This window comes from Desulfatiglans parachlorophenolica (genome assembly GCF_055394735.1).
The window spans coordinates 2,470,692-2,496,832 of the sequence record NZ_AP042460.1 but is presented as its reverse complement, the minus strand read 5'-3'; the positions used below and the strand labels follow the sequence as shown (position 1 = coordinate 2,496,832).

Annotated in this window: 21 protein-coding genes and 1 CRISPR repeat array; of the genes, 19 read left to right on the top strand and 2 right to left on the bottom strand. The window is 51.7% G+C overall.

Annotated features, from left to right (window positions below; translation table 11 throughout):
* Nucleotides 1-293 precede the first annotated feature (293 nt).
* The 9 genes from ACZ500_RS11640 to ACZ500_RS11600 are packed head-to-tail and all read left to right on the top strand — an operon-like array spanning nt 294 to nt 12,091.
* A complete protein-coding gene (locus tag ACZ500_RS11640) occupies nt 294-1,562 on the top strand; it encodes a Cas10/Cmr2 second palm domain-containing protein (RefSeq protein ID WP_464232643.1) in 1,269 nt (422 codons plus the stop codon).
* Nucleotide 1,563: 1 nt separating this feature from the next.
* Entirely contained in the window at nt 1,564-2,313 is a 750-nt protein-coding gene (locus ACZ500_RS11635; RefSeq protein ID WP_464232642.1) for an RAMP superfamily CRISPR-associated protein, read from the top strand.
* On the top strand, nt 2,310-3,443 hold the full coding sequence (locus tag ACZ500_RS11630) for a hypothetical protein (protein WP_464232641.1): 1,134 nt from the start codon (nt 2,310-2,312) through the stop codon (nt 3,441-3,443). The genes ACZ500_RS11635 and ACZ500_RS11630 overlap by 4 nt, the downstream gene beginning before the upstream one ends.
* Before the next feature lie 13 nt (nt 3,444-3,456).
* A complete protein-coding gene (locus tag ACZ500_RS11625; protein WP_464232640.1) occupies nt 3,457-3,909 on the top strand; it encodes a hypothetical protein in 453 nt (150 codons plus the stop codon).
* Between the two features lie 10 nt (nt 3,910-3,919).
* Nucleotides 3,920-5,650 carry an RAMP superfamily CRISPR-associated protein gene (locus ACZ500_RS11620; RefSeq protein ID WP_464232639.1) on the top strand — a complete coding sequence of 577 codons (1,731 nt, stop codon included), beginning with the start codon at nt 3,920-3,922 and terminating at the stop codon, nt 5,648-5,650.
* Nucleotides 5,643-6,245 carry a hypothetical protein gene (locus ACZ500_RS11615; RefSeq protein ID WP_464232638.1) on the top strand — a complete coding sequence of 201 codons (603 nt, stop codon included), beginning with the start codon at nt 5,643-5,645 and terminating at the stop codon, nt 6,243-6,245. Before ACZ500_RS11620 ends, ACZ500_RS11615 begins: the two co-directional genes overlap by 8 nt.
* A 2-nt stretch (nt 6,246-6,247) precedes the next feature.
* Nucleotides 6,248-8,518, top strand: a complete 2,271-nt coding sequence (locus ACZ500_RS11610; protein WP_464232637.1) for an RAMP superfamily CRISPR-associated protein — start codon at nt 6,248-6,250, stop codon at nt 8,516-8,518.
* Nucleotides 8,519-8,520: 2 nt separating this feature from the next.
* Nucleotides 8,521-10,899 carry an HD domain-containing protein gene (locus ACZ500_RS11605; protein WP_464232636.1) on the top strand — a complete coding sequence of 793 codons (2,379 nt, stop codon included), beginning with the start codon at nt 8,521-8,523 and terminating at the stop codon, nt 10,897-10,899.
* Nucleotides 10,900-10,957: 58 nt separating this feature from the next.
* Nucleotides 10,958-12,091 (top strand): putative CRISPR-associated protein, encoded by a 1,134-nt coding sequence (locus ACZ500_RS11600; RefSeq protein ID WP_464232635.1) that lies wholly within the window; start codon nt 10,958-10,960, stop codon nt 12,089-12,091.
* A 124-nt stretch (nt 12,092-12,215) separates the two neighbouring features.
* Here ACZ500_RS11600 and ACZ500_RS11595 read toward each other — a convergent pair whose 3' ends face one another.
* Nucleotides 12,216-12,494, bottom strand: coding sequence for a hypothetical protein (locus ACZ500_RS11595; RefSeq protein WP_464232634.1), 279 nt, complete (start codon nt 12,492-12,494; stop codon nt 12,216-12,218).
* Nucleotides 12,495-12,749: 255 nt separating this feature from the next.
* On the opposite strand from ACZ500_RS11595, the gene cas6 reads away from it, so the two are divergent.
* The 10 genes from cas6 to istB all read left to right on the top strand — a co-directional run bounded on the left by cas6 (nt 12,750) and on the right by istB (nt 24,743).
* Nucleotides 12,750-13,163, top strand: coding sequence for a CRISPR system precrRNA processing endoribonuclease RAMP protein Cas6 (gene cas6 / locus ACZ500_RS11590; protein ID WP_464232633.1), 414 nt, complete (start codon nt 12,750-12,752; stop codon nt 13,161-13,163).
* Between the two features lie 18 nt (nt 13,164-13,181).
* On the top strand, nt 13,182-13,424 hold the full coding sequence (locus ACZ500_RS11585) for a CRISPR-associated protein Csx3 (RefSeq protein ID WP_464233038.1): 243 nt from the start codon (nt 13,182-13,184) through the stop codon (nt 13,422-13,424).
* A gap of 18 nt (nt 13,425-13,442) precedes the next feature.
* Nucleotides 13,443-13,619, top strand: a complete 177-nt coding sequence (locus ACZ500_RS11580) for a translation initiation factor IF-2 N-terminal domain-containing protein (RefSeq protein ID WP_464232632.1) — start codon at nt 13,443-13,445, stop codon at nt 13,617-13,619.
* Between the two features lie 337 nt (nt 13,620-13,956).
* A complete protein-coding gene (locus ACZ500_RS11575; RefSeq protein WP_464232631.1) occupies nt 13,957-14,904 on the top strand; it encodes a reverse transcriptase domain-containing protein in 948 nt (315 codons plus the stop codon).
* Nucleotides 14,885-15,877: a CRISPR-associated endonuclease Cas1 gene (gene cas1, locus ACZ500_RS11570; protein WP_464232630.1), complete on the top strand. Its 993-nt coding sequence runs from the start codon at nt 14,885-14,887 to the stop codon at nt 15,875-15,877. Before ACZ500_RS11575 ends, cas1 begins: the two co-directional genes overlap by 20 nt.
* A 3-nt stretch (nt 15,878-15,880) precedes the next feature.
* Nucleotides 15,881-16,159 carry a CRISPR-associated endonuclease Cas2 gene (gene cas2 / locus ACZ500_RS11565; protein WP_464232629.1) on the top strand — a complete coding sequence of 93 codons (279 nt, stop codon included), beginning with the start codon at nt 15,881-15,883 and terminating at the stop codon, nt 16,157-16,159.
* A gap of 305 nt (nt 16,160-16,464) precedes the next feature.
* Nucleotides 16,465-21,229: direct repeats of the CRISPR family, unit length 37 nt; unit sequence GTCCGAATGGACATGACTTGGTCTAAAGGATTGAAAC.
* A gap of 434 nt (nt 21,230-21,663) precedes the next feature.
* Nucleotides 21,664-22,083: a hypothetical protein gene (locus ACZ500_RS11560; RefSeq protein ID WP_464232628.1), complete on the top strand. Its 420-nt coding sequence runs from the start codon at nt 21,664-21,666 to the stop codon at nt 22,081-22,083.
* 86 nt (nt 22,084-22,169) lie between these two features.
* Nucleotides 22,170-22,559 carry a hypothetical protein gene (locus tag ACZ500_RS11555; protein ID WP_464231344.1) on the top strand — a complete coding sequence of 130 codons (390 nt, stop codon included), beginning with the start codon at nt 22,170-22,172 and terminating at the stop codon, nt 22,557-22,559.
* On the top strand, nt 22,534-24,000 hold the full coding sequence (gene istA, locus ACZ500_RS11550) for an IS21 family transposase (protein WP_464231345.1): 1,467 nt from the start codon (nt 22,534-22,536) through the stop codon (nt 23,998-24,000). Before ACZ500_RS11555 ends, istA begins: the two co-directional genes overlap by 26 nt.
* A 2-nt stretch (nt 24,001-24,002) precedes the next feature.
* A complete protein-coding gene (gene istB / locus ACZ500_RS11545; RefSeq protein ID WP_464231346.1) occupies nt 24,003-24,743 on the top strand; it encodes an IS21-like element helper ATPase IstB in 741 nt (246 codons plus the stop codon).
* A 211-nt stretch (nt 24,744-24,954) separates the two neighbouring features.
* Here istB and ACZ500_RS11540 read toward each other — a convergent pair whose 3' ends face one another.
* Entirely contained in the window at nt 24,955-26,121 is a 1,167-nt protein-coding gene (locus tag ACZ500_RS11540; RefSeq protein WP_464232627.1) for an IS1380 family transposase, read from the bottom strand.
* Nucleotides 26,122-26,141 lie beyond the last annotated feature (20 nt).

Below are 26,141 nucleotides of genomic sequence, written 5' to 3'. Positions count from 1 at the left end.
TTCGAAACGGCAGCCGCGCCATAGATGAGGCGGACCGTAGGGTTGGATCTCTTGTATCAGAAGAAGACCGTCTCATCCGTGCTTCAGGGGGCGTGGTTGTGGCCAAATTCGACAACCAGGAAACGGCAGATCGATTTGTAATGGAGGCATCTCACATCTACAGTGAATACGGGATCGGGATTGAGTGGGAGGCCTATAAAAGGAGCGCACAAACCGGTGATTTCTACACCGATGTGCTGATGCCCATGTTAGCGGGGATCCGAAGGAAAAAGGATTGTCCCGAGGAGCCGTTCATGGGGCCGCCATCTTCCATACTGGCGGCATGCTGCGAAGTATCCGGCCGCGGTTCCGCCCAACACATGATTCATCAAGCGGGGCAGCAACGGCGTGTGAATTCCTGCGAACGGAACAAATGGAATATGGAGGAAAAAGATGATCTTGCCGCATCCCTTCTTGTGCCGTGGCGACAGAAATATCCCGACATTGATTCTGCGGGCACGGCGGAAGGCATTGTAGCATGGAATGCGGAAAGGAATGTCGAGGTCGGCGGAAAAGATATTCCCGGCACATCCGAGGAACGCCTGATCGGTATGGTTCTGGCGGATGTAAACAGTCTGGGAGGCCTGCTCCCTCAACTGGCCGGAGATGAATCTCATTTCAAGGTCTTTGTCGCTGGACTCAGAGACTGCCTTCGGGACAGTCTGATGGAAGCCATGCAGGCCGTGCTGGAAACGCCTTACGTGAAACGGATGGAGCGACTTGAACGACGGGACATCGCCTTACCGTTCAGGTTGCTCTTTTTAGGTGGAGACGACCTTTGTTTCTTGACGCTGGGCGCCTGTGCGCTTCCGCTGGTTCAGAAATTCATTGAAATTTTCGAAAGCGTGTCCCATGGATTGCTTGCACAATACGATCGAACCAATGACAGGCTCAAGGCTTTGCCGGAGTTCTTGACTGCTTCCGCTGGCGTTGCCTTTGCTCCTTACAATTACCCCATTCTTTCACTTCGCCGTCTTTGTCAGACCCTTGAAAAGAGCGCTAAAACCGCCGGCAGGGCCTGGGCCGACATCCATGGGCACTCTTATCCGCCAAGCCTCGTGGACTTTCATCTTTTGAAGAATGATGTGGCGGGGAATATCGGCGCCATCCGAAGATTTGCCGTAACCCCCAAAGCGCTATTTGCCGGCGTATCAGCGGAACTTTATGGGGGACCTTATCTTGCGGGAAGCGACATGAGGGCAGATCCGCCGCCTTCAAAACGGTTTGTACCGCTCAAGCGTCTTTTTGAGGCATGTGATCGGATGGATGCAATGGCGGTAACGGGCAAACTAAAGGATCTTTTCCTGATGTTCAAAAAAAAGGATGCATTGTCCCTGTATCGCGAGTGGTGGGACCACCTGGACAAGACACAACTGGATTTTTGGAAAAAGGCCTGTCAAGGGCTCGATCATCCTGCGGCTCGCGATAAACTTCCCTTTAAAACCATACCCCCAAGTACCACAATCCTTGACGCCCTTGATCTTCGTCCCCTTCAAGGGCTCAGAAAGCGATGGGAGGCCTGACATGTTGAAACAGATCGATTATATGCTGCGGATCGACGCACCCCTGCTCATCGGAAGCCATGCGGCTCTGCCCGGGTTTGACCGGGTGGCGATGCTCGATATGGATGAACTTCCCTTTGTACCCGCGAGCTCCATACGGGGGCGCGTCAAAGGCGCGGTGAGGCGCTTTTTGATGGACAACGGCGATTCATGGGAAGAATTCCAGGTCTGCACGGGACAGGCCGGTTCGCCCGAGGGAGAAAAAGGTGAATATTGCACCGATATGGGACTCGACCCAAACACACCAAGACCCTGCGCCATTTGCAGAATTTTCGGTTCTCCGGGCGGGCGGAACACGCGGGGTTTTGAATTCAGTGGAGCCTATTACAGCACAAACGACGAAATCGCCCTGAAAGAAACGTTTGAGGAGGAACTGGAAGGGTTTTCCCTGATCAAAAGGACCCGAAACAGGCGGGATGTAAAGCTTCGCAGGGCAAAGAAAGACGCCCTATTCTTTTATGGTCCGGCACAGTTCTACGCGGATCTGGAAGGGAGAGTGGTTGAAACCCAGGCTCATCTGCGTTTTGATGATTCCATTCGAAATTGGGATTATCGCCTGCTCCTTCTCGGTGTCCGTCTGGCAACCGAGCTAGGGTCTTCCCGAAACCGCGGATTCGGGCGCTGTTCCTTTCGCTTCTCCAACAATTCCCATTGGGAGTCGGAAATCAGAACATTCTGCGATCAATGGAAAAACAAGGAGATTGCCCCATGAAAAGCTATATCGTGGACGCAACAGTTCTGGATGAAGTGTGTATCGCAGAGAGACACAGCGCCGGCAACGAATACATTGGTCTGGACTACATCCCCGGTACGGCCTGGTGGGGCGGCATGGCGGCATTGACCGGCATAAGACCCGGCGATCCCCCGTCAGAGGATTTTCGCACGGTCTTTTATTCAGGGGATGTGGTTTTCACCAACCTTTATCCCACAGTTTACGGCATTCGATCCCATCCTATCCCGCTCTCGGCCAGAACGCGCAAATCCGCACCCGGATTCAAAGACGACGGTGGGCCATTGTTTCTGGATGAGGTTGACGGAAGACCAGAGTCTCCGCCTTCCGAGGGGGTTAAAGACTGGCTGATAGACGGCATTCCGTCCAGTTTTGATGCGGAGATTGAAGGCATCTCCGGGTGGTATGTGGGAAAGGCGCCCAGTTGTAAGGCCATTCATACACCCATGACGTTGAGAGGGCATCATGAACGATCCCCCCGGACAGGCGCCTCCAGGGAAGGAAATCTCTTTTCGAGGCAGAATATTTCCCGGGGAGCAAAATTCAAAGGCGCTCTTCGCGCGACCACGAAAAGGGGCGAAAATTCCCTGAAATGGATTGTTGACAAGTATATTCAGGCTTTGTCCCTTGAACTTTCTGTGGGCAGACAACCAGGCCGCTTGAAAATCGAACTTACGGAAAACCTGGATGATTTTCTGCCTTGGCAGATTCCCGATCCTGCTTTCCCACTTGAAGATGATTTTATCAGCCTTACGCTCCTTTCCGATGCTATTGTGCCGGACAAATGGTTGAGGCCGCTTCGGCATGTTCCCGGAAGCGAGATTAAAAGGGCCTGTGGAAAGGCGCTAAGCGTTACCGGTCCAGCGTCTCATTTTTCATCGCTTCGTGAAATTCTGGGATGGAACGGCGCCTATTGCAGGCCCAGAGAAACGGAGTGGGCCATCGCTGCCGGCAGTGCATTCGTGTACGAGATAAAATGGGATTCGAAGGTAGAGCCCGATGCACGAAAAGAGATATTGGCGGCCTTTCAATCGCGGGGCATCGGACTCCGCCGGTCGGAAGGTTACGGGGAAATCCGCATCAACGATCCATTTCACTGGAAATGGGATTGAAAGGGAGGCGGGCATGACGTTAAATGCCTTTTTTCGAATTCGTTATAGAGAGATGCATATTCGGAAGCAACTGGAAGCCCTCGATCCGCTGCAATATATACGGATTGTCTGTAACAACAACCAAGAAACAGCAAAGGCGTTATTCCAGGTAGCCGGGGGAAAGCCGGAAAGACGTTTTGAAGATATGGTCAACAGGGAAGACAACGTACACCGGTGGGCTGATTTCATCAGTCACGAGCAAAAAAAGAACGATTCGAAATGGAAAGACCTCAGAGACCTTCCCGCCCATCTGGCTATCTGGCGAAAAGCCCTCGAAGCGGATTCCGCGGCTGGGGACAGGGATATGGTGGTGACCCGGGTAAACGATGCGCTCAAGGGAAACAATCTTGCGATTCTGAGTGTGGAAGAGCGTATCCAGACGGGGCTTCGGGCATTTCGCTTTATGTTGCGGCGGTTGTGGCGATAGGAGGAAAGAGATGAACACATATCGAATCGAGGGCCGCCTTCGGGTTAAAGGCTTAGGCGACCAAACCGGGGGACCATTCCATCTGGGCGCATCGGAGGGAGTCTCAGACTATGTGGATAGCCTGGTCCACAGAGACACCCGAGGCATTCCCTTGCTTCCGGGAACCTCCCTTTGCGGTGTCCTGGCCGGGATTGCCGGCGATATGCTGGCCGGTCTGGGGCATTCTCCCGAGACCCATCCCGCCTTTGCAGCGCTTTTCGGAACAGCAAGAGGAGCGGAAAGCGCCTCCGGGCAGGAAAGCCGTTTGATGGTCTGGGACGCCTTTATGGAAAACGCAGATACGTCGGTAAGGGATCGAAACGCCATCAACCGCGCTCGGGGAAGCGCTGACATGCACAAACTTTTCCATGAAGAAGTAATCCAGGGCGATTGGCGATTCCCCGTCACGCTGGAATTCACGGCTTCCGGTCCCAAGTCTTCGGAAGAAGCGGCGCTCGAAAAGGACGGCACGATCGTGGACATAGCCGCATTTCGGCTTCTTCTGGACACCCTCCATCTTCTCTCCCTGGGGTGGGGTCGTATCGGAGGGAAAACCGGAATCGGATATGGCCATGTAGTGCTGGAGGACTGTGAAATTGCCCAATACGATCGCTGCGATCCGGACCATGTTTGCGACTACGCATTGAACCGCTGGGTCAACTTCGCCCGAAAGCCGATTGCGGACTATCTCTCGGAAACAGACCCGTTACCTCCGGGGCAATCGGCGGCCGCACGGGAACGGATTCGCTTTACGTGCATACTCAGACCCGTTGAGCCCCTTCTGGTCCAGACAGGCTACAGCGCTGAGGTATGCCACATACCGGGCTGCCGGCATCCCGGTGTCCGGAACACACAGGAGTTCCCCCTTGACTGGGGAACAACGCCTATGGAATTTGCGGTGGATGGGGCCTTTTGTTTGGATGCGACGAATAAACCCTATCTTCCGGGCTCCTCCCTGCGGGGCGCCCTCCGTTCCCGTGCCGAGCGCGTCATTCGCACCCTTGTGGGTCCAGGGGAAGCATGGGACCCGGCCCAGGCAGAAGAAATGGGAAAGCGGTTCAGCGAACTTGCGGATTTTGATGAAGAAGACGTGGCGTGTCTCGTAAGCCGGGTATTCGGGTTCTCCGGCCTTGGCGGGCGGATTATCATATCCGATGGGGTTCCAATCCATCCGGACACATTTGAATCGCGAAGAAAACTACTCGACCATGTGGCCCTTGACCGATTTACGGGCGGGGCGGCGGACAAACACAAGTTCAATGCACGTCCCTATTTTCCGCCACGCCTTGAGGACTCACAAGGGAATTTATGCTGTCAGATTGAACTGTGGGATTTTCAATACTGGCACCTTGGCATGCTGCTCCTTCTTCTCAGAGATTTGCGGATCGGCCGGATTGCCGTCGGGCATGGGCGAAACAAGGGATACGGCAAGGTGAGGCTCGAATCCGCAACAGTGGAGGGCCTGACCGGGGCTGGAGGAAATCTTGCGGCTGTGCCTGATGAGGACGTGGACGGGACCATGACCGGAGAATTGAAAACCTTTGCCTCGCCCATGTCTTTCGATGAAATGAACTATTTGCGAACCCAGACCAATGTCGCTTTGTCAAAGGCTTTTCTACGGGCGGAAACAGCCTTTCGCGAAAAAATAGAGCAGTGGAAACCTAAAGACGAAGCGGGTTCCGGAGGACAGAACCATGACTGAAACGTATTCAACCACAAGCATTCAGGTGTTGTCCATGGATATGCCTGGAGAAAAAGTCGCCGCCTGGCTGGTTTCGCTTACGGATCATTTCCCGCAAGCGCTATGGGTTCTGCTGGAACAAATGCATCGGTTCGATTTCCAGGGTCCTGAAAAGGCAACGGTTTCGGGCATGCTGACCAGAGAGGCGATTGCGGAATATGGTTTGAGGGGCAGACTTTTCTGGGAATCGGGGCAGATTCAATGGCGGCGGCTGGATGATGGTGTTTTCCGCGTTGTAGGCATCACCGAAAATCCGGAAAGCATCCAGACCGTGGAAGGTATCGGTGAGATCCCGTCCGAATCGCTCGATGTGATACGAGAAGTACAGAAGCTGATCCTTTGGGGCGAGTCCCGAGACCGAGGGCCTTTCAAGGAGCGACGTGTGGCGGGCTCCCAGGATATTCTCTACCCGGAGGCTTTCAAAAAAGACGTTTTGACCAAAACGGGAACGCTCTTTCCGACAATGGCCGTTTGTGTTTACAAGGATCGCTACCATCGAACCATCCTATGGCGGTTTATGCATCCCGCCATCAGCAACGAAAAGGAGCTAAAATAAAAATGCCCCCTTTTATCAATCCATATAATTTCGTTCGGCAGGGACCGAATCCCCGTGAAGAACACTACAGGGAATATGCTCGACTTGACCACTATGAAGGCCGTTCGGGAAGAATCGAATTCACCCTTCAAAATCTGAGCCCCCTGTTTATCGCGGACCCGGAAGGAACCACCTACCACCTGAAACCCGAGCAGGAAAATGCTCCAAATGAGACCAATGAGCCCAAATATCATAAAGTGGCGGATTTTTTTAATGTGAACGACGTCCTCGCGATTCCGGGGACTTCTATCAAGGGGATGATCAGGTCCGTTGCCGAGGCCATTTCCAACAGCAGCTTCGGGGTTTTTACGCCTGATCAAAAACAGTTAACCTTTAGGAAGATCCCTAACCTCAACAACCGCCGAGACCTTATTGGTCGGAAATGGGGAAAATGGGCAGCAAACAACACGATTATACCGATGGAAAGCGCGAAAATCTGGCGGGAAGAATTTGACAATGCGCTCGGCATACCCCCTGCGGCTGCGGGCGATGCGCAACGCGATGCCATCTACACGGATCTTCGAAAAAACCCGATCACCATTTCAGCAACCCTCTGGCAACTGCATACCGGTCCGCGACATGTTCAACATATATCCGGCAGTTACAATGGCGTAATGTTCACCCGGCCCATTTTTTCACCAGCCATGTCTCCACTTGGAAATGGCACCCTGAGACCGCGAGCCAATGGTTTCAAAAGCGAAATTGTGGACAGTGTGAGCGGCACGGTCTTCAAAGGGCCCGCGATGCAGGTTCTGAGGAGAGCCCTAACTCTGCCGCCAGGCGCATCCTGGGCTGTGCAATATCAGACTGTGGCAAACATTGGGAATGGAGCCCCTCCCGCAACGACCTTTGAAGACAGGGTCAGCGTTGTGCAACTTGGCGGAAATAGGTGGACCGTGAATCCCACCACAGCAACCATTGTCCCATGGCCTCGGGCAGGCTGGGCTGATATGGAGCCTGCTGTAAGAGATAATTCACACTACGTGACGGCGCTGATTGTTCCTCCAACTGCGACCCTTGGTTTAACTGTTTCCGATGATGCGATTGAATCCTTTGAGAGGGCATACGTAAGAAAGCCCATACTTGACGAAATTGTGCGCTATTTTGAAGATGGAGGTGGGGTGGCGGAATTTGGGCCGGTGGGCATGTACAAGACACCGGAAAACAATACGGTCAAAGAACTGGCCGCCACGACGCCGCACATCCTGCCGCGCAAAAAGAATACGGCCCTATGCCCTGCATCGAGGCTCTTTGGTTGGACTCCTGATAAAGAAACGTTTCGAAAGGAAGAGGAAATGCCGGTGGCAGGCCGTATTCGCATGGGCGTTGCCTGGTCAGATAAAACCACGGCGGATACCCGCCCGACAATCCTCAAGATCCTGGGAAGTCCCAAACCCAAGTATTACCCCTTTTATCTCAGGCCTGCTGACCAAGACCAGGACGAATACAGCGGGGTGGGGTATTATTCCACCATCAGCATTCCAGGTGACTGGTGGCCTCAAAAGGGGGCGCTTCGCGGCCGAAAGTTCTATCTGCACCATCCGGGTGCTGTTTCCGACCCCAACAACGCCAGGCAGGCTCCCAATCAACAGATGACCCCCGATGAGGCTTGTGAACATGTAAAAATGACCCCTGAAATGCTCAACGAGGGTGACGGACTTCAGTCCCACCAGAACATGACCGCTTGTGTACTGCCCCCGGGCGGGACTTTTACCGGATATCTGGAATTCGACTCCCTTGCCGACTACGAACTGGGCTTGCTGCTATGGGCTGTTTCTCTTTCCGACTCTCCTCTACAGAGCGATCCGGGCCGCGCACACAAACTGGGGATGGGACGACCTATCGGCATGGGTACAGTTCGCCTTTCCATTAACCATGTTTTCGCTGAAAACCCTGTGGACGGATGGCGTGCAGGAGACAATCAGGGAACCACCGAGATGGATGCTGCGGAAGCAGAACGACTTGTCAGAGTCTTCAAGACCTGGATGATGACCGGTCGGGAGATGGACAACCCACAAAGCGCGAGGGAGTTTGATCAGCAGGTGTATTATCGAGAGCTGTGTGAGTTGGTTTCTCTGAATCTGGCAGGGGAAACGACCATTCAGTATCATCCGGGAACCAATCTCAAATATTTCGCTGCTCAGCGGAAAGAAAGAATGAATGAGAGGGAGCAGACGTTGAAAACCCCCATCGCGGTTCGAAATGGCCGAAGACAGTTCTGGGAGGAACCGTAATCATGAGTAGGCGATACGCCCATTTGCTGACCGTCGGCACCTCTTTGCTTACGAATACCGGGGGAGATAAAAAAGTAACTTGGCCAAATGGCCGCGGAACCGCAGTGACCATTCTCGAACAATTTCGAGATCAAGTGATGCAATATTCCGATTTGATCGATGAAACCCAAAGAAATGGAGCAACCAAGGCCGTCCTTGCCTTGAATTGTGAGGAAGAATTTGGTTACCGCGGTCGAGGGAACAATCTGATCAAAGACCGCATGCCTCAGGAACTGAGCTATCTCTGGAAGTTCCATCTCGACGAAGCTGTGGAAAACGGGGATAAGGATACCGTGGTGATGCTTTGCTCCGACACTATTGCATCGAAAGAGAGCGCTGGAATTATCTATCGGGTTATTGCTGAGAATCCCTGGAGTCAATGGTTTGAGCAGAATTCCGGAACGCCTTATGAAGTAGCGGAAAATGTCGATGCGGAAAAAGGCTATGAGTTCAAGCAGTCCGGAATCAACAATTGGATGAACAAAATCCGGGAAATCGTGAGGCGTCTGGAAACCCAGGGCTTCAAGAAAATCTACCTCAATATCACCGGCGGCTACAAAGGGACGGTACCCTATTCCACCCTGGCAGGGATGCTGTATCCGAAAAATGTTTGCATTACCTACCTCTTTGAAGATTCGAAAGAAATTATCACTATACCCACTTACCCCGTGGGTCTGGATTTTCGTCAGTGGCATGAAAATGCGCTTCGCCTTCGAATGATGGAAATTGAGACATCGAGGAAATATTTTGTCCCAGATTTACCCCTCAGGAACCTGCTGATGCCAACCGGCCTTTCCGACTTCGGGGAGGCCTTGCGGGAACAGTATCAAGCGCAGTTGTCCGACGATCCTATCAAGGTCTATTCCAAGGACATTGTCTCGCGGTTGCTCTCCAGCGACGGTCCCTATGTGGGCGGCAGCAAACCCGAAGGCGCCGAACCTGACAATGGCTTGATCTGGGACAGGGATGCGGCCGGAAAACTGCGGTCGATTTTGAATAACTTGATCGATCGTTCGGGCGATATCATCTGGCTTGGGGACAAGATTCCGGAGATGGTCGATCATGCGCAGCGACATCATCACGACCTGCTTGAATTCACGGAACTTTTTCTCAGTCCTATCTTTTTCCACGACCTCGGCTTTATGAACGTTTACGAACGTTTTGTGCTGCTGTCGGGCGTATTGCTCCATGACAGCGGACATGCTCTGGATATGCTTTCTAAAAAGGACTGCCAGGATCTTAAAGGAATATTCGGAACGATAAACGAGCTGAAAATGCCCGATGAAATTCCCCTTCTCCCCTGTGATGTGCGTGATTATCACCAGTATCTGTCGGGCATCCGGCTCAACAACAGCGATATGGCCAAGGAACTGGGCTGGCCGGGCACAGACGGCTTCACCAAAGAAGGCCTGCCCGGATGTTTGCACGAAGCTGTGATCATAACGTGCCTGTATCATCGCCGGCGCATGGATTACGATGCAGTCCTTAGTGATACAAAAGGGATATTGCACCTAACGGGGCAGAGACCTATTCCTTTGAAGGATCAGGGGCTTGCCGGTGGAGAAGGTGGTTGCGAAATTGATCTCTTGAAAGTCGTGGCTTTCCTGCGCATCATAGATGGTTGTGACAGCCAGGCCCGCAGGGCAGGTCCGCCCCGCAGGGTTCATCTTTTTCTGTCCATCTTGCAGCGGGACTACCAAACGGCAGCCATCCGCTGTCGGTCGGCGTATGATGCCTTCAAGGAAGGTCCGGATCATCCAAAAAAACGTTGTTGGGGCCTTGCTCTGCTGGAAGAAAAGACCGGCGGCCGGGGATATGTTACAGAACCGTTCTCGATAGAAGACGGAGAACGGAAAATCAGAAAGCAATGCCTGGAAATGATCTCATGCGGGCATATTTCCTCCAACCTAAAACAAAGCGCCAGGCTTTGGCTGATGGCGGCCGAGTCCGCGAACAGGGCCCAATTGCGTTTTGGACAGTGGTCCCATTTTCTGAAGCACCAGGCCGTAGCGGAAATGCGCATTGTTCCCGATGACGGCTTTTCTAAGAATAGGTTCAAATTTCATGTGATTCTGGTCCCGGAGAATTCGGAAGACAGGTATCGGGATCCACAGAATGGTCAAGCGTCCATGAATCTCAGAGATTGGTTGAATAAGATAGTGAGTCCAGGTTCGAGCCTTACCTTGAAAAAAGAAATCGAAAAAGAGGTCTCCAGCGAATTCGATGCCGTACAGGAGCAAGCGATGAATTATAACCTCGAACTGGCTTACTGGTGGGAAGACGCGTGGGCCAAGCGGCAAGGAATAAGTAACCCCGGAAAGCCTTTTTTTGGCGATCCATAAGTCCCTGCTTATTTGATCCGTATCGGAGGCAACAATGGAAGATGCCGGGAGATCCCTCATGAGACGACGATTCGTTTTATCCACCGTGGGTATGAGTCTGTTTTTCAATGCCCTTACCCGTGATGAAAACCAGTGGCGCGGGCGGCTCAATCGGTTGAGCAATGCATCCGATCTGTCCGGGGATTCAGAGGCGGCGGAAAAAATCGAGGAACTGGAATCACGGGGGCTGAATCTGCTGGAGGCCGGGGATGTGAAAACCAGGCGGCGGATCAGTGCCGAACTGAACGGGATCTATGGCCTTTACGACGATCATTTGACCGGGGACCAGGACGTTCACTGCCTGATTGCCACCGACACGGCCCTGGGAAAGCGGTCAGCGGCGCTCATTGAGCGATTCCTCCAAGACCAGGGACTCAATGTCATCGTTTTTGCGCCTGGCGGTCTGAACACGGCATCCCTTGAAGGGTTCAGCCGGGGCATGAAGGAACTGCTGATATGGTGCGAGCAAACCATTCCCGGGTACCGGGATGCGGGATACGAGGTGGTCTTTAATCTCACGGCCGCCTTTAAGAGCCTGCAAGGGTATCTCAACATTGTGGGCATGTTTTATGCGGATCGAATGGTATACATCTTCGAGGGGAGCAGCAGACGGCTGAGTATTCCGCAGCTCCCCATTCACATCAATGCAGATGACCTCAAACGCCATGCATCCAGGCTCGCGTTATTGGGTGCCGGTGCGGTATTGGGGGGCAAAGAATACGCAGGTAGGCCCGAGGCCCTTCTGGACATGGACGATGGGGGAAGTGCCGTCATTTCGGATTGGGGGCTCCTTATTTGGAATCGCATCAAGAACGCCATACTTGGGAATGAACTCATTTCTTTCCCCGGTCTTTCTTATGCGCCTTCTTTTCAGAAGGATTTTAAAAACGCGTCGCCGCCGGAGCGTATCGTTTTGCAGGAAACCCTCCCCGATGCAAGCGTTTTCCTGAAGGACAACGGCGGTGACAGTACCGCCCTTAAGACGCATGGGGGATTTCAATACGACAACTATGTGGGCAAACGTGCGACAGATGCCAGACCAATCGGCCATTTTCGAATCAATCGAGGGAATCGGGTAAGTTGTATTGCTGCCGGAGAACTCTTAATACTGCGTCATTTTGGAGCACATGACTATGTGAGCGAAACCCCATAGCCTCTTTTGGTGAGTAGGTTCCATCGCTTGTAAAATGCCCCTCCTGAAAAAGGCCAGAGGCTTTCGTTTTTTCTAAATCGTTTCACTCGAACGTCGGTTGGGGATTGCGATGATCACAGATGCTTTAAGCGTTCAGGAATTTTGCTTTTCCAGTTTTTTGGTTCAATTCAGGCCCATTACCCCGGTGTTTCTCCCTTTGCACAGCGGTTCCACCTTTCACGGGGCTTTCGGTCAGGCCCTTTACCGGACAGAATGCAAACGGCCTGAAAATGATTGCCGGGAATGCTACCTCCGAAAAGACTGCCTGTATTATCGCTACTTCCTCAGGACCAGCAATGGAACCCGGCAGCCGGTGAGACCCTACGTAATCGAGTCTCCAGCGGGTGATATCAACGGTTTTCAACCAGGCCAAAGGATTTCCGTCGTTTTCACCTTTATCGGAGAGAGCCTCGAGTACCTGCTGCGTTTTTTTGCGGTTTTCGAAGGAATGGGAAAGAGGGGCTTGGGGAGAGGTCGCCGAAACGGGTGGGGCCGTTGTGCTCTTGAGACAATTCTCAGCCTGGATCATGAACCCGCTATCCCCATATATCCGCCGACAAACGGCCGGCCGTGGCCACCGATCTCTGTCCCTCGAATATGGGCCGATTTCTTTCGGGAAGTGGATGGCTCAGTCAACTGCATATCGGTTGAGTTCTGTACCCCAACCCGCATCCGGCACAAGGGAAAACTCGTTGACAGGGTTCCCTTTGGAGTTCTGGTATCCAGGTTGCTAAAAAGAATTGTGGAGCTTGATCGGGAATATTGCGGAGGGTGCCTGGATATTCCGGTTGATTTGTTGATCAATCTGGCTGAAAGGGAAGTTACGCTTGCCGAAGATCGGACCGAATGGCAGGACTGGGAGAGGTATTCAGCGCGACAAAAAGCCCGAATGAAGCTCGGCGGAATCGTCGGACAAGTGGTCTACAAGGGGAACCTGAAACCCTTCCTTCCCTATCTTCTGATGGCTGAATATCTGCACGTGGGGAAGCAGGCCACATTCGGTAACGGAGTTGTTCGAATAAACCTGCTTTGACAGGAGGTTTCGGAATTGGTGATCGTTATAGACGTGGAAAGGCTTTACCGAGGGGGAACGGCGAAACTGGAGGCTGTGGACGGCTATCTGAAAGAGGCCGTCCAGGCCGCAGGCAACGGGAACGATGTGACCCTGACCGGTCGCGGCCCGGTCTGGCTTTACCTCATGGTGGCGCATGCCCTTCACGGCAAAGCGAGGAAGCTTGTCTACAACTCGCCGGTCACCGGCGACGTCGTTATTTTTGACCACAACCCCTTTTGATGCCAGGAAGGAGCACTTATGAGCAGGATGCGCGTTTACGAACTTGCAAAGGAGATCGACATGGACTCCAGAATCCTTGTTGCCAGGCTGATTGAGAATGGCATTAATGTCAAAAACTACATGACCATGCTGGATGAAGAAGCTGTCGAAAAGGCAAGGGCATATTTTCGGTCTAAACAAGGCCTCGCCGAATAAAAGCGTCCTTCTGAATCTTTACAGCGGTGAGGATCAACTTCGATTATGCACTGAGCGACTTGCTGGAACTCATGACGGGTGAGAATGCGTCCACTCCAAAGAAGCGCGAGAGGGATTTGGTGGATGCTGCTATCCGTTCCCGGGTCTTGTGAATAAAAAAGACCCTGAGCGAGTTCAGTGGAGGGGAACTAGGCCATACCATGAGCTACTATCTGAATTCAGCCCATCCAAGGGTTCAGGTGTATCGCGGCAAGATTTAATAGAGGAGAATCCGAATTCCAAAACCTCGCCCCCCTTCTTGGGGGACGGGGTTTTTTCTTTTTTGAGGGAGGGAAAAATGCTCTTTCACAGTAAGCTGCACAAATCGGTTTACGAGTCCGAAAATCTGAATGCCGCATGGAATAAGGTGCGGAGCAATAAGGGAGTCTCGGGCGTGGACGAAATGGACGTGATCCGCTTCAATAAAATGATGTTCAACAACCTGATGGATCTGAAAGAACGCCTTTGCAAGGGGACTTACCGTCCGAAGCCGGTCAGGCGCTTTAACGTTCAAAAGCCTGACGGCGGAAAACGCCCCATAGGCGTCCTGACCGTGGAAGACCGCATCGTGCAGAGGGCAGTGCTCCAGGTGATCGAACCTCTTTTTGATAAGGAGTTCAGCGCCTGTAATTTCGGGTACCGCAAAGGGATTTCTGTTCAACATGCCCTTGAACAGGTGGGCCGCCATTTCAACCGGGGGTTCGATTGGGTTCTGGATGCCGACATTGAAGATTTTTTCCAGAATATTGATCAGAGGATCCTGAAAAGGGAATTCGCGAAGGTCGTTCCGGACAGGTATATCCGCCACCTACTGGAAGCCTGGCTCAGTCTCGGTCACGATGGCGTTGGCCAACCGCCTCTCGTCAGAAAGGAGGCTGCCAGGGTCGGCATTCTCCAGGGGTCTCCGCTTTCTCCCCTTTTGGCCAACATCTATCTGGCTCCTTTCGACAGGGCTGTCTCCGGTAAGGGATTCAATCTGATACGATACGGCGATGATCTCATCGTTCTCTGTGACAGCAAGCACCACGCCGAAACAGCTTTGAAATACATTCGCAAGGCCTTGGCAAAACTGAAACTGAATCTAAATCCAAGAAAGACGCTCGTTACCCATTTTGCCAAGGGGGTTCGCTTTTTGGGGCATCTCCTGAAGACACAGAAAACCCCGGATGGCGACCGGCTCAGCATACAACCGTTGAAACCAATCCCTTCAAAAGGAGAAAAGCGTTATGGCGGTGCTATACATTAGCCAGCACGGTGCACTGTTGAGGATCAGCGGAAACAGGTTTGCGGTCACCCTGGGCAAGAAGACCCTGATGGAAACACCCGCGATAAAGGTGGATCAGGTGGTTATCCTGGGGAACGGCTTGATTACCCCTCAGGCGATGGATTATCTCCTCAAGAACAACATCGATGTGTCTTACATGTCTGCTTCGGGTCGATATCGCGGGCGACTCCAGCCACCGTGCAGTCAGAATCTACCCCTCAGAAGGGCGCAGTATGAGACGGGGGGAAGCGATTCCCAATGCCTGCAACTGGCCATTTCCACTGTGGATGCAAAAATCCGAAACTGCGTCCATCTGTTGGTCAAAAAGGGACAGAAGGCCAAGACGTGCAGACAGACGGATCGACTGCGTCATCTCCTGAAGCAGGTAGCCCAGGCCAACAGTCTCGACCGGCTCAGAGGATTGGAAGGATCGGCATCGGTCGCCTACTTTGAGGCATTCCGGTCCTTTTTTAAGGACGACATGGGATTCCGTACGCGCATCAAACATCCTCCTACGGACCCTATAAATATCCTTCTGAGTCTCGGCTACACCCTTCTTTTCAGCCGGGTCCTCTCCATGATCAACTGCGTTGGGATGGACCCCTACCAGGGCTTCATGCATGAGCACACACACGGCCATGCGACACTGGCCTCTGACCTCATGGAGCCGTTCAGAGCGCCGATTGTGGATTCCCTGGTATTGCGGGTTGTCAACCTGGGTATTGTTCACGAAAAAAATTTCAGCCGCAGAGACGGAAAACTCGCCTTTGAAAAGCCTGGACTCAAGCGATATTTGGAAGAATACGACCGCAAGATAAAGAGCACCAGGGAATTTGCGCCGTCAGGCAGGCGTCTCGATTTTGACCAGATTATCGAATGGCAATGCCGTCAGTTTGCACGGGTGCTCATAAGGAAGGAGCCAACGTTCAGGCCTTTCCTATGGGGAGGAAATTAGGGCATGGCCTTCCTGATTGTGGCTTATGACGTTCCGTCAGACAGCCGTCGTACTCGCCTTCATAAACAACTGAAAAACTTTGGCGAACCTGTCCAGTATAGTGTTTTCGAATTCGACCTGACGCCCAAGCAGCGCGCTTCCATGCTCAAAATTATTCAGAGCAACATCAAGAAGGAGGAAGATCGCGTGCGGGTGTATGAACTCTGCGGGGCATGCAGGGTGAAGACCGTTGTTTTCGGAGAGGGGCAACTTCAGCAGAATCAGGACACCTTGTTCGTTTGACTGCCGCACCGCCTCTACGCTTTCTGTGTCAAAAGGGATGCTCTTTCCCCTTGACTGCGAAGCCGATTCATCCGAAACTCGACGCCAAGACGAATGGCAGCAGCAAAATCGCGGAAATCCCATTGCATTTCGAATAGATGAATGATATTCTCCTTTCTGTAGGTTCGGAATTGTGTTTTTGGCAATCTTTTTAGTGGTTTTTCAGAGGAGGTGATGATTATTCCCCATGCTCTTGAGGGCACGGACCAGGGGTTCGGATTTTCCCCATAGAACTACCCGTTTTCTGCGGGGTTTTTCGCGCCGCAGTCCGAATGGACATGACTTGGTCTAAAGGATTGAAACCGAGAGCCTTCGCCAAACCCGCAATCGACAACACGTCCGAATGGACATGACTTGGTCTAAAGGATTGAAACTATACAACTCTGCTTCACCCTCGATCACCGCTTTGTCCGAATGGACATGACTTGGTCTAAAGGATTGAAACTTGTAAAGTCGGAAGTGTGCTCGGGCCATTGTATCCGGTCCGAATGGACATGACTTGGTCTAAAGGATTGAAACCTTTTCTTTATCCCTATCGGACCGTTTTCTTTTTGTCCGAATGGACATGACTTGGTCTAAAGGATTGAAACTGGTCAAATCGGAAGCACTGTATATCCCTTCATAAAGTCCGAATGGACATGACTTGGTCTAAAGGATTGAAACTTTTCATCGGGAACGTCTGTGACCCTTTCCGCAACGTCCGAATGGACATGACTTGGTCTAAAGGATTGAAACATCAATTCCTTCCGCTTCGCACATAAGCCTTCCCTCCTGTCCGAATGGACATGACTTGGTCTAAAGGATTGAAACAAAAAGGTTCCATAGTAAAACTTAAACCTCCTTTGTCCGAATGGACATGACTTGGTCTAAAGGATTGAAACTGATGAGGTCGCATGAACAGTATGTCCCTCTTGCCATAAAGTCCGAATGGACATGACTTGGTCTAAAGGATTGAAACTTCGCCGAGCATCTCTTGCGGGACGGTGCTTCTCTCAGTCCGAATGGACATGACTTGGTCTAAAGGATTGAAACCATCCACATGCACCCATGATGGATACCGGCCTATGCGTCCGAATGGACATGACTTGGTCTAAAGGATTGAAACTGATGAGGTCGCATGAACAGTATGTCCCTCTTGCCATAAAGTCCGAATGGACATGACTTGGTCTAAAGGATTGAAACAAACCAAGAAAGCCAGCAACTAGCCATAGGAATGCGTCCGAATGGACATGACTTGGTCTAAAGGATTGAAACAAAACATCACCTACGCTCGCGCCAGCTTCAACCGCGTCCGAATGGACATGACTTGGTCTAAAGGATTGAAACAGAGCAGCTTAAGGAGAGACACTGCTTGCTCTAGGGGGTCCGAATGGACATGACTTGGTCTAAAGGATTGAAACTTTATAATCGAGGCTTCAATGGTGTACTCAACCGTCGGTCCGAATGGACATGACTTGGTCTAAAGGATTGAAACAGATTGTCGGAAAAGTCTGACAAAGTATCTAGGAATCGTCCGAATGGACATGACTTGGTCTAAAGGATTGAAACTAAACATAAGTTACCAACCCTACAACCATCAAAAAAAGTCCGAATGGACATGACTTGGTCTAAAGGATTGAAACTTTTCTCATTTGACGTGCCATGATGGCACACATCGGTCCGAATGGACATGACTTGGTCTAAAGGATTGAAACTTTGCATTATAGATATCCAATCGGCGCCAGTAGTCAGTCCGAATGGACATGACTTGGTCTAAAGGATTGAAACTGACTGTGGACATAAAACCCTGAAAAAAGACAAAATAAAAGTCCGAATGGACATGACTTGGTCTAAAGGATTGAAACCGCATATCAGTTGATCGTTGAAAGCTCGGCTGATGCCATGTCCGAATGGACATGACTTGGTCTAAAGGATTGAAACTATTAAGCCACAGGCCATTGGCGTTCCTGAAGTTAGTCCGAATGGACATGACTTGGTCTAAAGGATTGAAACAACTTCCATTCTTACTCTGAAGAGACTCGATAAAGTCCGAATGGACATGACTTGGTCTAAAGGATTGAAACCAGTGTATTGACGATCGCTCGAAGCAGATTCTCGAAAAGTCCGAATGGACATGACTTGGTCTAAAGGATTGAAACTCGGAAAAGCAGCCAACCAAACGATTGCATAACTGGTCCGAATGGACATGACTTGGTCTAAAGGATTGAAACAATGCGGGTGTTGTCGAGGGCGATTTTCTGCGCCGTCCGAATGGACATGACTTGGTCTAAAGGATTGAAACTTATACCGCAATGTTCCCAATACTTATCTTTATTTGGTCCGAATGGACATGACTTGGTCTAAAGGATTGAAACCTCGGGCGGCGAATACGATGATTACCGTCAGGGCGGTCCGAATGGACATGACTTGGTCTAAAGGATTGAAACTATTCCCCCATAACTTCAGGGTCATACACGAGAAGTGTCCGAATGGACATGACTTGGTCTAAAGGATTGAAACATCCCGCGCGAAGTTCATCTAAATCACCTCCTTTTGGTCCGAATGGACATGACTTGGTCTAAAGGATTGAAACCTTTCTCCTTTTTCGCTTGAAATGATTTGGTTGAGGTCCGAATGGACATGACTTGGTCTAAAGGATTGAAACTGGATACTGCCACCAAGGATATGCTGGCAACAACGTCCGAATGGACATGACTTGGTCTAAAGGATTGAAACTTAAAATCCGGATGGGTTTTAATCCTTTCTAGCTAAAAAGTCCGAATGGACATGACTTGGTCTAAAGGATTGAAACCAATTACAGCAGCCGCCGTAAGCGTATCCCCATGAAGTCCGAATGGACATGACTTGGTCTAAAGGATTGAAACCCTACAATATAGAGATGTTCAAACCTCTTATTATGTCCGAATGGACATGACTTGGTCTAAAGGATTGAAACAGAACCCTTATTTCCCGAGAACTTCCTCCCATGTGTCCGAATGGACATGACTTGATCTAAAGGATTGAAACGTACCGCTAGCCTTGACGAATTCCAACTCGTCCCCGTCCGAATGGACATGACTTGGTCTAAAGGATTGAAACACAGCGTTGGAGAACGGCGCATCGTTCTCCCCCAGGGTCCGAATGGACATGACTTGGTCTAAAGGATTGAAACTTGGTGGCTGAGGAATATGAAAAAAGCAAAAGATAAAGTCCGAATGGACATGACTTGGTCTAAAGGATTGAAACATCGCCTTGTTCGACTCCTCCAGTTGAACCGCATAGTCCGAATGGACATGACTTGGTCTAAAGGATTGAAACTTTTACCTGCGCTTTCTGCCCTTTTGCCTGAGCGGTCCGAATGGACATGACTTGGTCTAAAGGATTGAAACTGGATACTGCCACCAAGGATATGCTGGCAACAACGTCCGAATGGACATGACTTGGTCTAAAGGATTGAAACTTAAAATCCGGATGGGTTTTAATCCTTTCTAGCTAAAAAGTCCGAATGGACATGACTTGGTCTAAAGGATTGAAACCAATTACAGCAGCCGCCGTAAGCGTATCCCCATGAAGTCCGAATGGACATGACTTGGTCTAAAGGATTGAAACCCTACAATATAGAGATGTTCAAACCTCTTATTATGTCCGAATGGACATGACTTGGTCTAAAGGATTGAAACGTACCGCTAGCCTTGACGAATTCCAACTCGTCCCCGTCCGAATGGACATGACTTGGTCTAAAGGATTGAAACACAGCGTTGGAGAACGGCGCATCGTTCTCCCCCAGGGTCCGAATGGACATGACTTGGTCTAAAGGATTGAAACTTGGTGGCTGAGGAATATGAAAAAAGCAAAAGATAAAGTCCGAATGGACATGACTTGGTCTAAAGGATTGAAACATCGCCTTGTTCGACTCCTCCAGTTGAACCGCATAGTCCGAATGGACATGACTTGGTCTAAAGGATTGAAACTTTTACCTGCGCTTTCTGCCCTTTTGCCTGAGCGGTCCGAATGGACATGACTTGGTCTAAAGGATTGAAACCCCGCTTCCATCGCCGTGTCTAAAACTTCCTTCTGTGTCCGAATGGACATGACTTGGTCTAAAGGATTGAAACCCATAACCTGCGAAGGCGAAGTAGCGATAAAGGGTCCGAATGGACATGACTTGGTCTAAAGGATTGAAACACTTCCTCCCAGCTACTCTCGAATATTTCTCCCATGTCCGAATGGACATGACTTGGTCTAAAGGATTGAAACAGGGTATGTTACTTTCTTCAATGATCATTTTTTCCTGTCCGAATGGACATGACTTGGTCTAAAGGATTGAAACTCTTTCTGGGATTGGACATCTTTAAGGTTATTAAGTTGTCCGAATGGACATGACTTGGTCTAAAGGATTGAAACCCATAACCTGCGAAGGCGAAGTAGCGATAAAGGGTCCGAATGGACATGACTTGGTCTAAAGGATTGAAACACTTCCTCCCAGCTACTCTCGAATATTTCTCCCATGTCCGAATGGACATGACTTGGTCTAAAGGATTGAAACCCCGCTTCCATCGCCGTGTCTAAAACTTCCTTCTGTGTCCGAATGGACATGACTTGGTCTAAAGGATTGAAACCCATAACCTGCGAAGGCGAAGTAGCGATAAAGGGTCCGAATGGACATGACTTGGTCTAAAGGATTGAAACACTTCCTCCCAGCTACTCTCGAATATTTCTCCCATGTCCGAATGGACATGACTTGGTCTAAAGGATTGAAACTCTTTCTGGGATTGGACATCTTTAAGGTTATTAAGTTGTCCGAATGGACATGACTTGGTCTAAAGGATTGAAACCACCCTTTGCCGTCTAGAACATAGGCAAAGTTCCAGTCCGAATGGACATGACTTGGTCTAAAGGATTGAAACCAGGCGACTTCTGGACTTCGTGATTATTGCCATCAGTCCGAATGGACATGACTTGGTCTAAAGGATTGAAACGATTTTATTTAGGTCCATACTAGCACCTCCCCGCAAGTCCGAATGGACATGACTTGGTCTAAAGGATTCCTGAATCCGTGAGACTCCAGTAACCAGTCGCCCGGTTTCAGGCTCAGAAGCGTAATATCGGCCTGTCCACCGGTAGATGTGAGTGTTCTGACGCTTCTACACTCACTATTTGAGTCGTTCTTTGATGCTCTTTGCTAAATAGTTATGTTTTATGGCTTTTTTTAGGCATGATTCACCCTGAGATAACCTATCTTGGTTGATGAAACTTCCTGGTTTGTATTAACGCCGGTCAAAAAATGGACAGATATAGCCGGTAGAAAACTGGCCAAAATGAGCGGCTGAAAAACCGGCATTGCAGGTTCTTCCTTCTTTCCTGTATGTAAAACCTGTCTTTTCTTCCTGGATCTGCTTCTTTCTCTTCTTTATTTCGCCTTTTTGTGTAATCTCGAAAGATTAGGCTCACAAGTGTTATGGTTGTCATCCACGGGGAGGACGACCATGAACGAGACTATTCGATGCCTCCATTGCGGATCTGTTTTCGAGCGCAATCCGCGCATCAAGACGCAACGCTATTGCGCCCGGAAGGAATGCCAGCGTGCCCGGAAGCGCCAGTGGCAGCGTGAAAAACTCCTCTCCGACCCGGATTACAAAGCCAACCAGCGCGACTGCCAGAAGGCGTGGCACGACCGCCACCCGGGATACTACAAAGCCTACCGTGAACGCCATCCCGGCAAAGCTCAGCGTAACCGCCTGCTGCAGCGCTGCCGCAACAGCCGTAGATCGCCAGGAAAGCGGATTGCAAAAATGGACGCGTTGATCCCTTGGATTGGCGGACCTCCGCAGGCCTTTTACATGCTCCCAGTGATTGCAAAAATGGACGCGTTCCCACAAAAAGTCTTTTTGATTCCAGCTTGTTAGACACGTCAGGATCTGATTGCAAAATAGGACTCGATCGCCTTTGGTTCCATCCGCATGGTAGCTTTTCTCTCGAAAGGAGAGAGGCCATGATCGAAAAACGGCTGCTTCGCCCCGACAGGGCAAGAAAGATCGCAGGGAGCTTTGCCGCCATCGAGCACCGGTTCTTGCGCGAGGGCTTCTGGGCCGGACTCAGCCACCACGAGTTGATCCTCTATCTCTTCCTGATCGTGGTCGGAGACCGCCACGGATTGTCCTATTACAGTTACGACCGGATCTGTTCATTGACGAGCCTTCTGGCCGATGAATACATCCTCGCCCGGGACGGTTTGATCCACAAAGACTTGATCGCCTTTGACGGGAGGCTGTTTCAGGTTCTTTCCCTGCCTTTTGGGTCTCGGACCGACCGCGCCACCGTTCGCCAACTCATCCACCAAAGCCTCGGAGGAGACCATGATCACAAGACGCATCGTTTTTGAGATCCACCGCCTGGCACAGGAAGACTGGACGAAAAGCCATATCGCGGAGCAGTTGGCCCTGAACCGCCAAACCGTAACCAAATACCTTCGCAATCCAACCCCCGAGCGGAAAAAACTCCAACGGCCCAGCAAACTGGACCCGTTCCGGGATGATATCCAGGCCATGCTTGAACGTAACCCCCGCGTCCTGGCCACCGTTATCCACCAGCGGCTTACCGCCAAGGGGTACCGGGGAGGGCTCACCATCCTCAAGGACTTCCTGCGATCGATCAGGCCCGCACCGCGCCGTGTGTTCCTGCGCTTCGAAACCCTGCCGGGCGAGCAGTGCCAGATCGACTGGGGCCACTTCGGCAGCCTCCCCTACGGCGATACGGAGCGTAGGCTGTACTGCTTCGCCATCGTTTTAAGCTACAGCCGACTGCTCTACCTCGAGTTCACCCACTCCCAAAACCAGCAGACCCTTCACCGTTGCCTCTTGAACGCCTTTCGTTTCTTTAACGGGGTCCCGAGAGAAGTCCTCACCGACAATATGCTCACCGCCGTGCTCGAACGGGAAGGATCCCTCATCCGCTTCAACGAAGCCTTTCTGGAGTTCCTCCGTCCCTTCGGCATCACCCCGCGGGCCTGCAACCCCCGCCAGCCTCAGGAAAAAGGCAAGGTCGAAAAGGGCGTCATCCACTATATCCGCCATAACTTCTGGCCCCTGCGCGAGTTCGTCGATCTCACCGACTTGCAGCGCCAGGCCGATCACTGGCGCGATACCCTCGCCAACTGCCGGCTGCATGCCACCACCGCTCAGAGGCCTCTTGATCGTGCCCTTCAGGAGCAACTCAGGCCTTTGCCCGACTTCCTTCCCGATTGCCGTGAATCAGCCGTGCTCAAGGTCCACACCGATTTTTGCATTCACTTCGATGCCAACACCTACACCACTCCCCCCTGGGCCGTCGGCAAACAGGTCGTGGTCAAGGCCGATCAGCAAACCCTCAGCATCTATCTCAAGGAAAAACTGATCGCCACCCATCAGCGCTCCTGGGAACGGAAACAGCGCATCGAACTCCCGGAGCACCGCGAAGCGGTCTTAAAAGGCATGCGCAGGCAGTGGCAATCCGAAGAAGTGGCCCTCTTCGCCTCCCTGGGCGAAGATGCCAGGCTCTACCTAGAACACATGGCTGCAGCCCGCCTTCCCCTCAGGAAGAATGTCAGTAAACTCCTGGTTCTCAAAGACCGCTACGGGTTGGTCGCTTTCCTGGCATCTCTTCAAAAAGCACTGATCAACAAAGCCTTCGGTGCTCATTACATCGAAAACATCCTGGTCCAGGACCACACCCCCACCAAAGACCACCCGCCTCTCCAGTTCAAAGAAGAGCGCCTGAACCGCATCCGCCTCGAAGAACCCAACCTCGCCGAGTTCGACGCCTTTGTGCTCAGAAAGGGGAAATAGCCATGTCCGTGTCCATCGAGGTCGTTTCTCAGGACCTCAAGGCCCTCAAGCTCTCCGTAATGGCTGCCCATCTCGAGGGTGTCCTCGATCAGGCTCGGCAGAAAAACCTCGGCATCCTGGATATCCTGAAGCGTCTGTTGGATGCAGAACAGGAGGAGCGGTGGAAAAACGCCGTCAGCCGCCGCTTCTCACAATCCGGCATCACGGAAAGAGTGAGCATCGATCAGTTTGACTTCCACCACCACAAATCCCGCGAGGATCAGAAAACCAAAATCCTCGAACTCCTCAACCTCCACTTCATCGAAAAAAAGCAGGATGTCATCTTCATCGGTAACCCGGGCACCGGGAAAACCATGTTGGCCAAATGCATCGCCACTTCAGCGTGCAATGCCAACCTCAAGGTCCTCTTCACCAGCGCCATCGACATGATCAACCAGTTGGTCGCCGCCGAGCTCGACCGGTCGCTCATCAGAAAGCTTCGGCAATACCAGACCCCGGATCTGCTCGTTTGTGACGAGCTTGGTTATCTTCCGCTTGGCTCACAGGGTTCGAACCTCTTCTTCCAGGTCATCAGTCAAAGGCATACCCAGAGGTCAACAATCCTCTCCACCAATCTGCCTTTTGCTCAATGGGGGAAGGTCTTCGATTCCAACACGGTAGCCTCCGCGATCGCTGACCGGCTCGTCTACAACTCGGAGATCATCATCCTCGGAGGAACAAGTTATCGAAGAAAGCACAAATAGATCCATTCCCTAAAAAATCTTTGTTTGCTCCCGCCTCTTCCTCCTGGAGATGTGGCGGGCCCTTCCTTGGGCGTATCTGGCTCCCGCAGGCTGCCCCTCTTCGCGAAGCCGTTTGCCGCCCCGTGCACAGCTATGCCCCGCTACTCTCCCTGGTCGTTTTTAAACCGTCCATTCTGTCCATTTTTTGACCGGCGTTAATAGGTTTGCGGGTCTAGCCGCATGCCAGGCGGTTGTACAAAGCCCCGAAGGCTTCAAAAGCCGGACAATGTCGGCTGAAGACGATTTTTAAACGCCGGCCGGTTGTGACCAACCGCGCAGCCAGATACATCAGTTCCTGGATGACCGTTTTGATGCGGCGCCTTTTGGCCGGATGGCGTAAGGGCGACCGGTCTCCGACGAGGCCCAACTGCCCGATGAAACGCAGGATGTTGTAGGCCAGACCGGCCAAGGTCAAGATCAGGGCATTGGTGGCGAACTTGCCCGATGGCAGGCGTTCCATGTCCATGTCGGATTTGATCTCACTGTGGAACTGCTCGCTGGTGGCGTGGTCCTCGTAAAGCCGGATCACCTTTTCATCCGGCAGATCTAGCGTGGTCCACCAGGCCTCTACCTCGATGTCCGGTTTGAGCAGCAGTTGACCGCGTTTGTCGCTGGTGCGCTCAACGGCTCGCATCACCCTTTGGAAGCGGTAAGTTTTGCCCTGATATTCCTGGCGGATGTGGACTCGGAGGATTCCGACCCTTTTGCCGGGTCGCGGGGAGGTGACCGTCCCTTTGGTAAAGATCTGGCTGGCCCACTCCGCCTGGTCTTCGTTACGCGGGTTCCATTTGATGATGTAGCTGACTTTTTCATGCCCCGCCAGGGTGGCACGGGTTTCGAGGGCATCGTGGGCGGAATCCAGACGGACAAGGAGCTTGTCCGAGGTCAAGGTGCGGGCCTTTTTCAGAACACGTTCCAGGTAGGGGATGAACTCGCACTGGCTGTGCTGTTTGCCTTCCCGCAGTTCGAGTTCCAGGCACCAACCCTCCCGGCCCAGATAAGCGGCGATGGGCGCATACCCATCCGTGCCGGAGTAGGTGCGGGAAACCCCCTCTTTCTTGGTCTGGGAGTTGTCCATGGGGAACACATCGCAATCAAGAGGAATGTGCCCGGTATCCAATTTTGTAATCAACGCTTTGGAATTACGGATAAAATCGACTGCTGCAGCATCCACCAAAGGCCGCAGACCCACGGCAACATCATCCAGGCGTTGGCGTAACGTTTCAGCCGAAGGTACTTTACGAATACCCAGGGACTGCTTGAAATAGGTGTCATCTTTCTTATTGGTTACGGCTTCATAGTCGCTTTGACCAAGAGAGAGCATGCTGTCGTCTTTCACAATAATCTGACGTTTTTTTT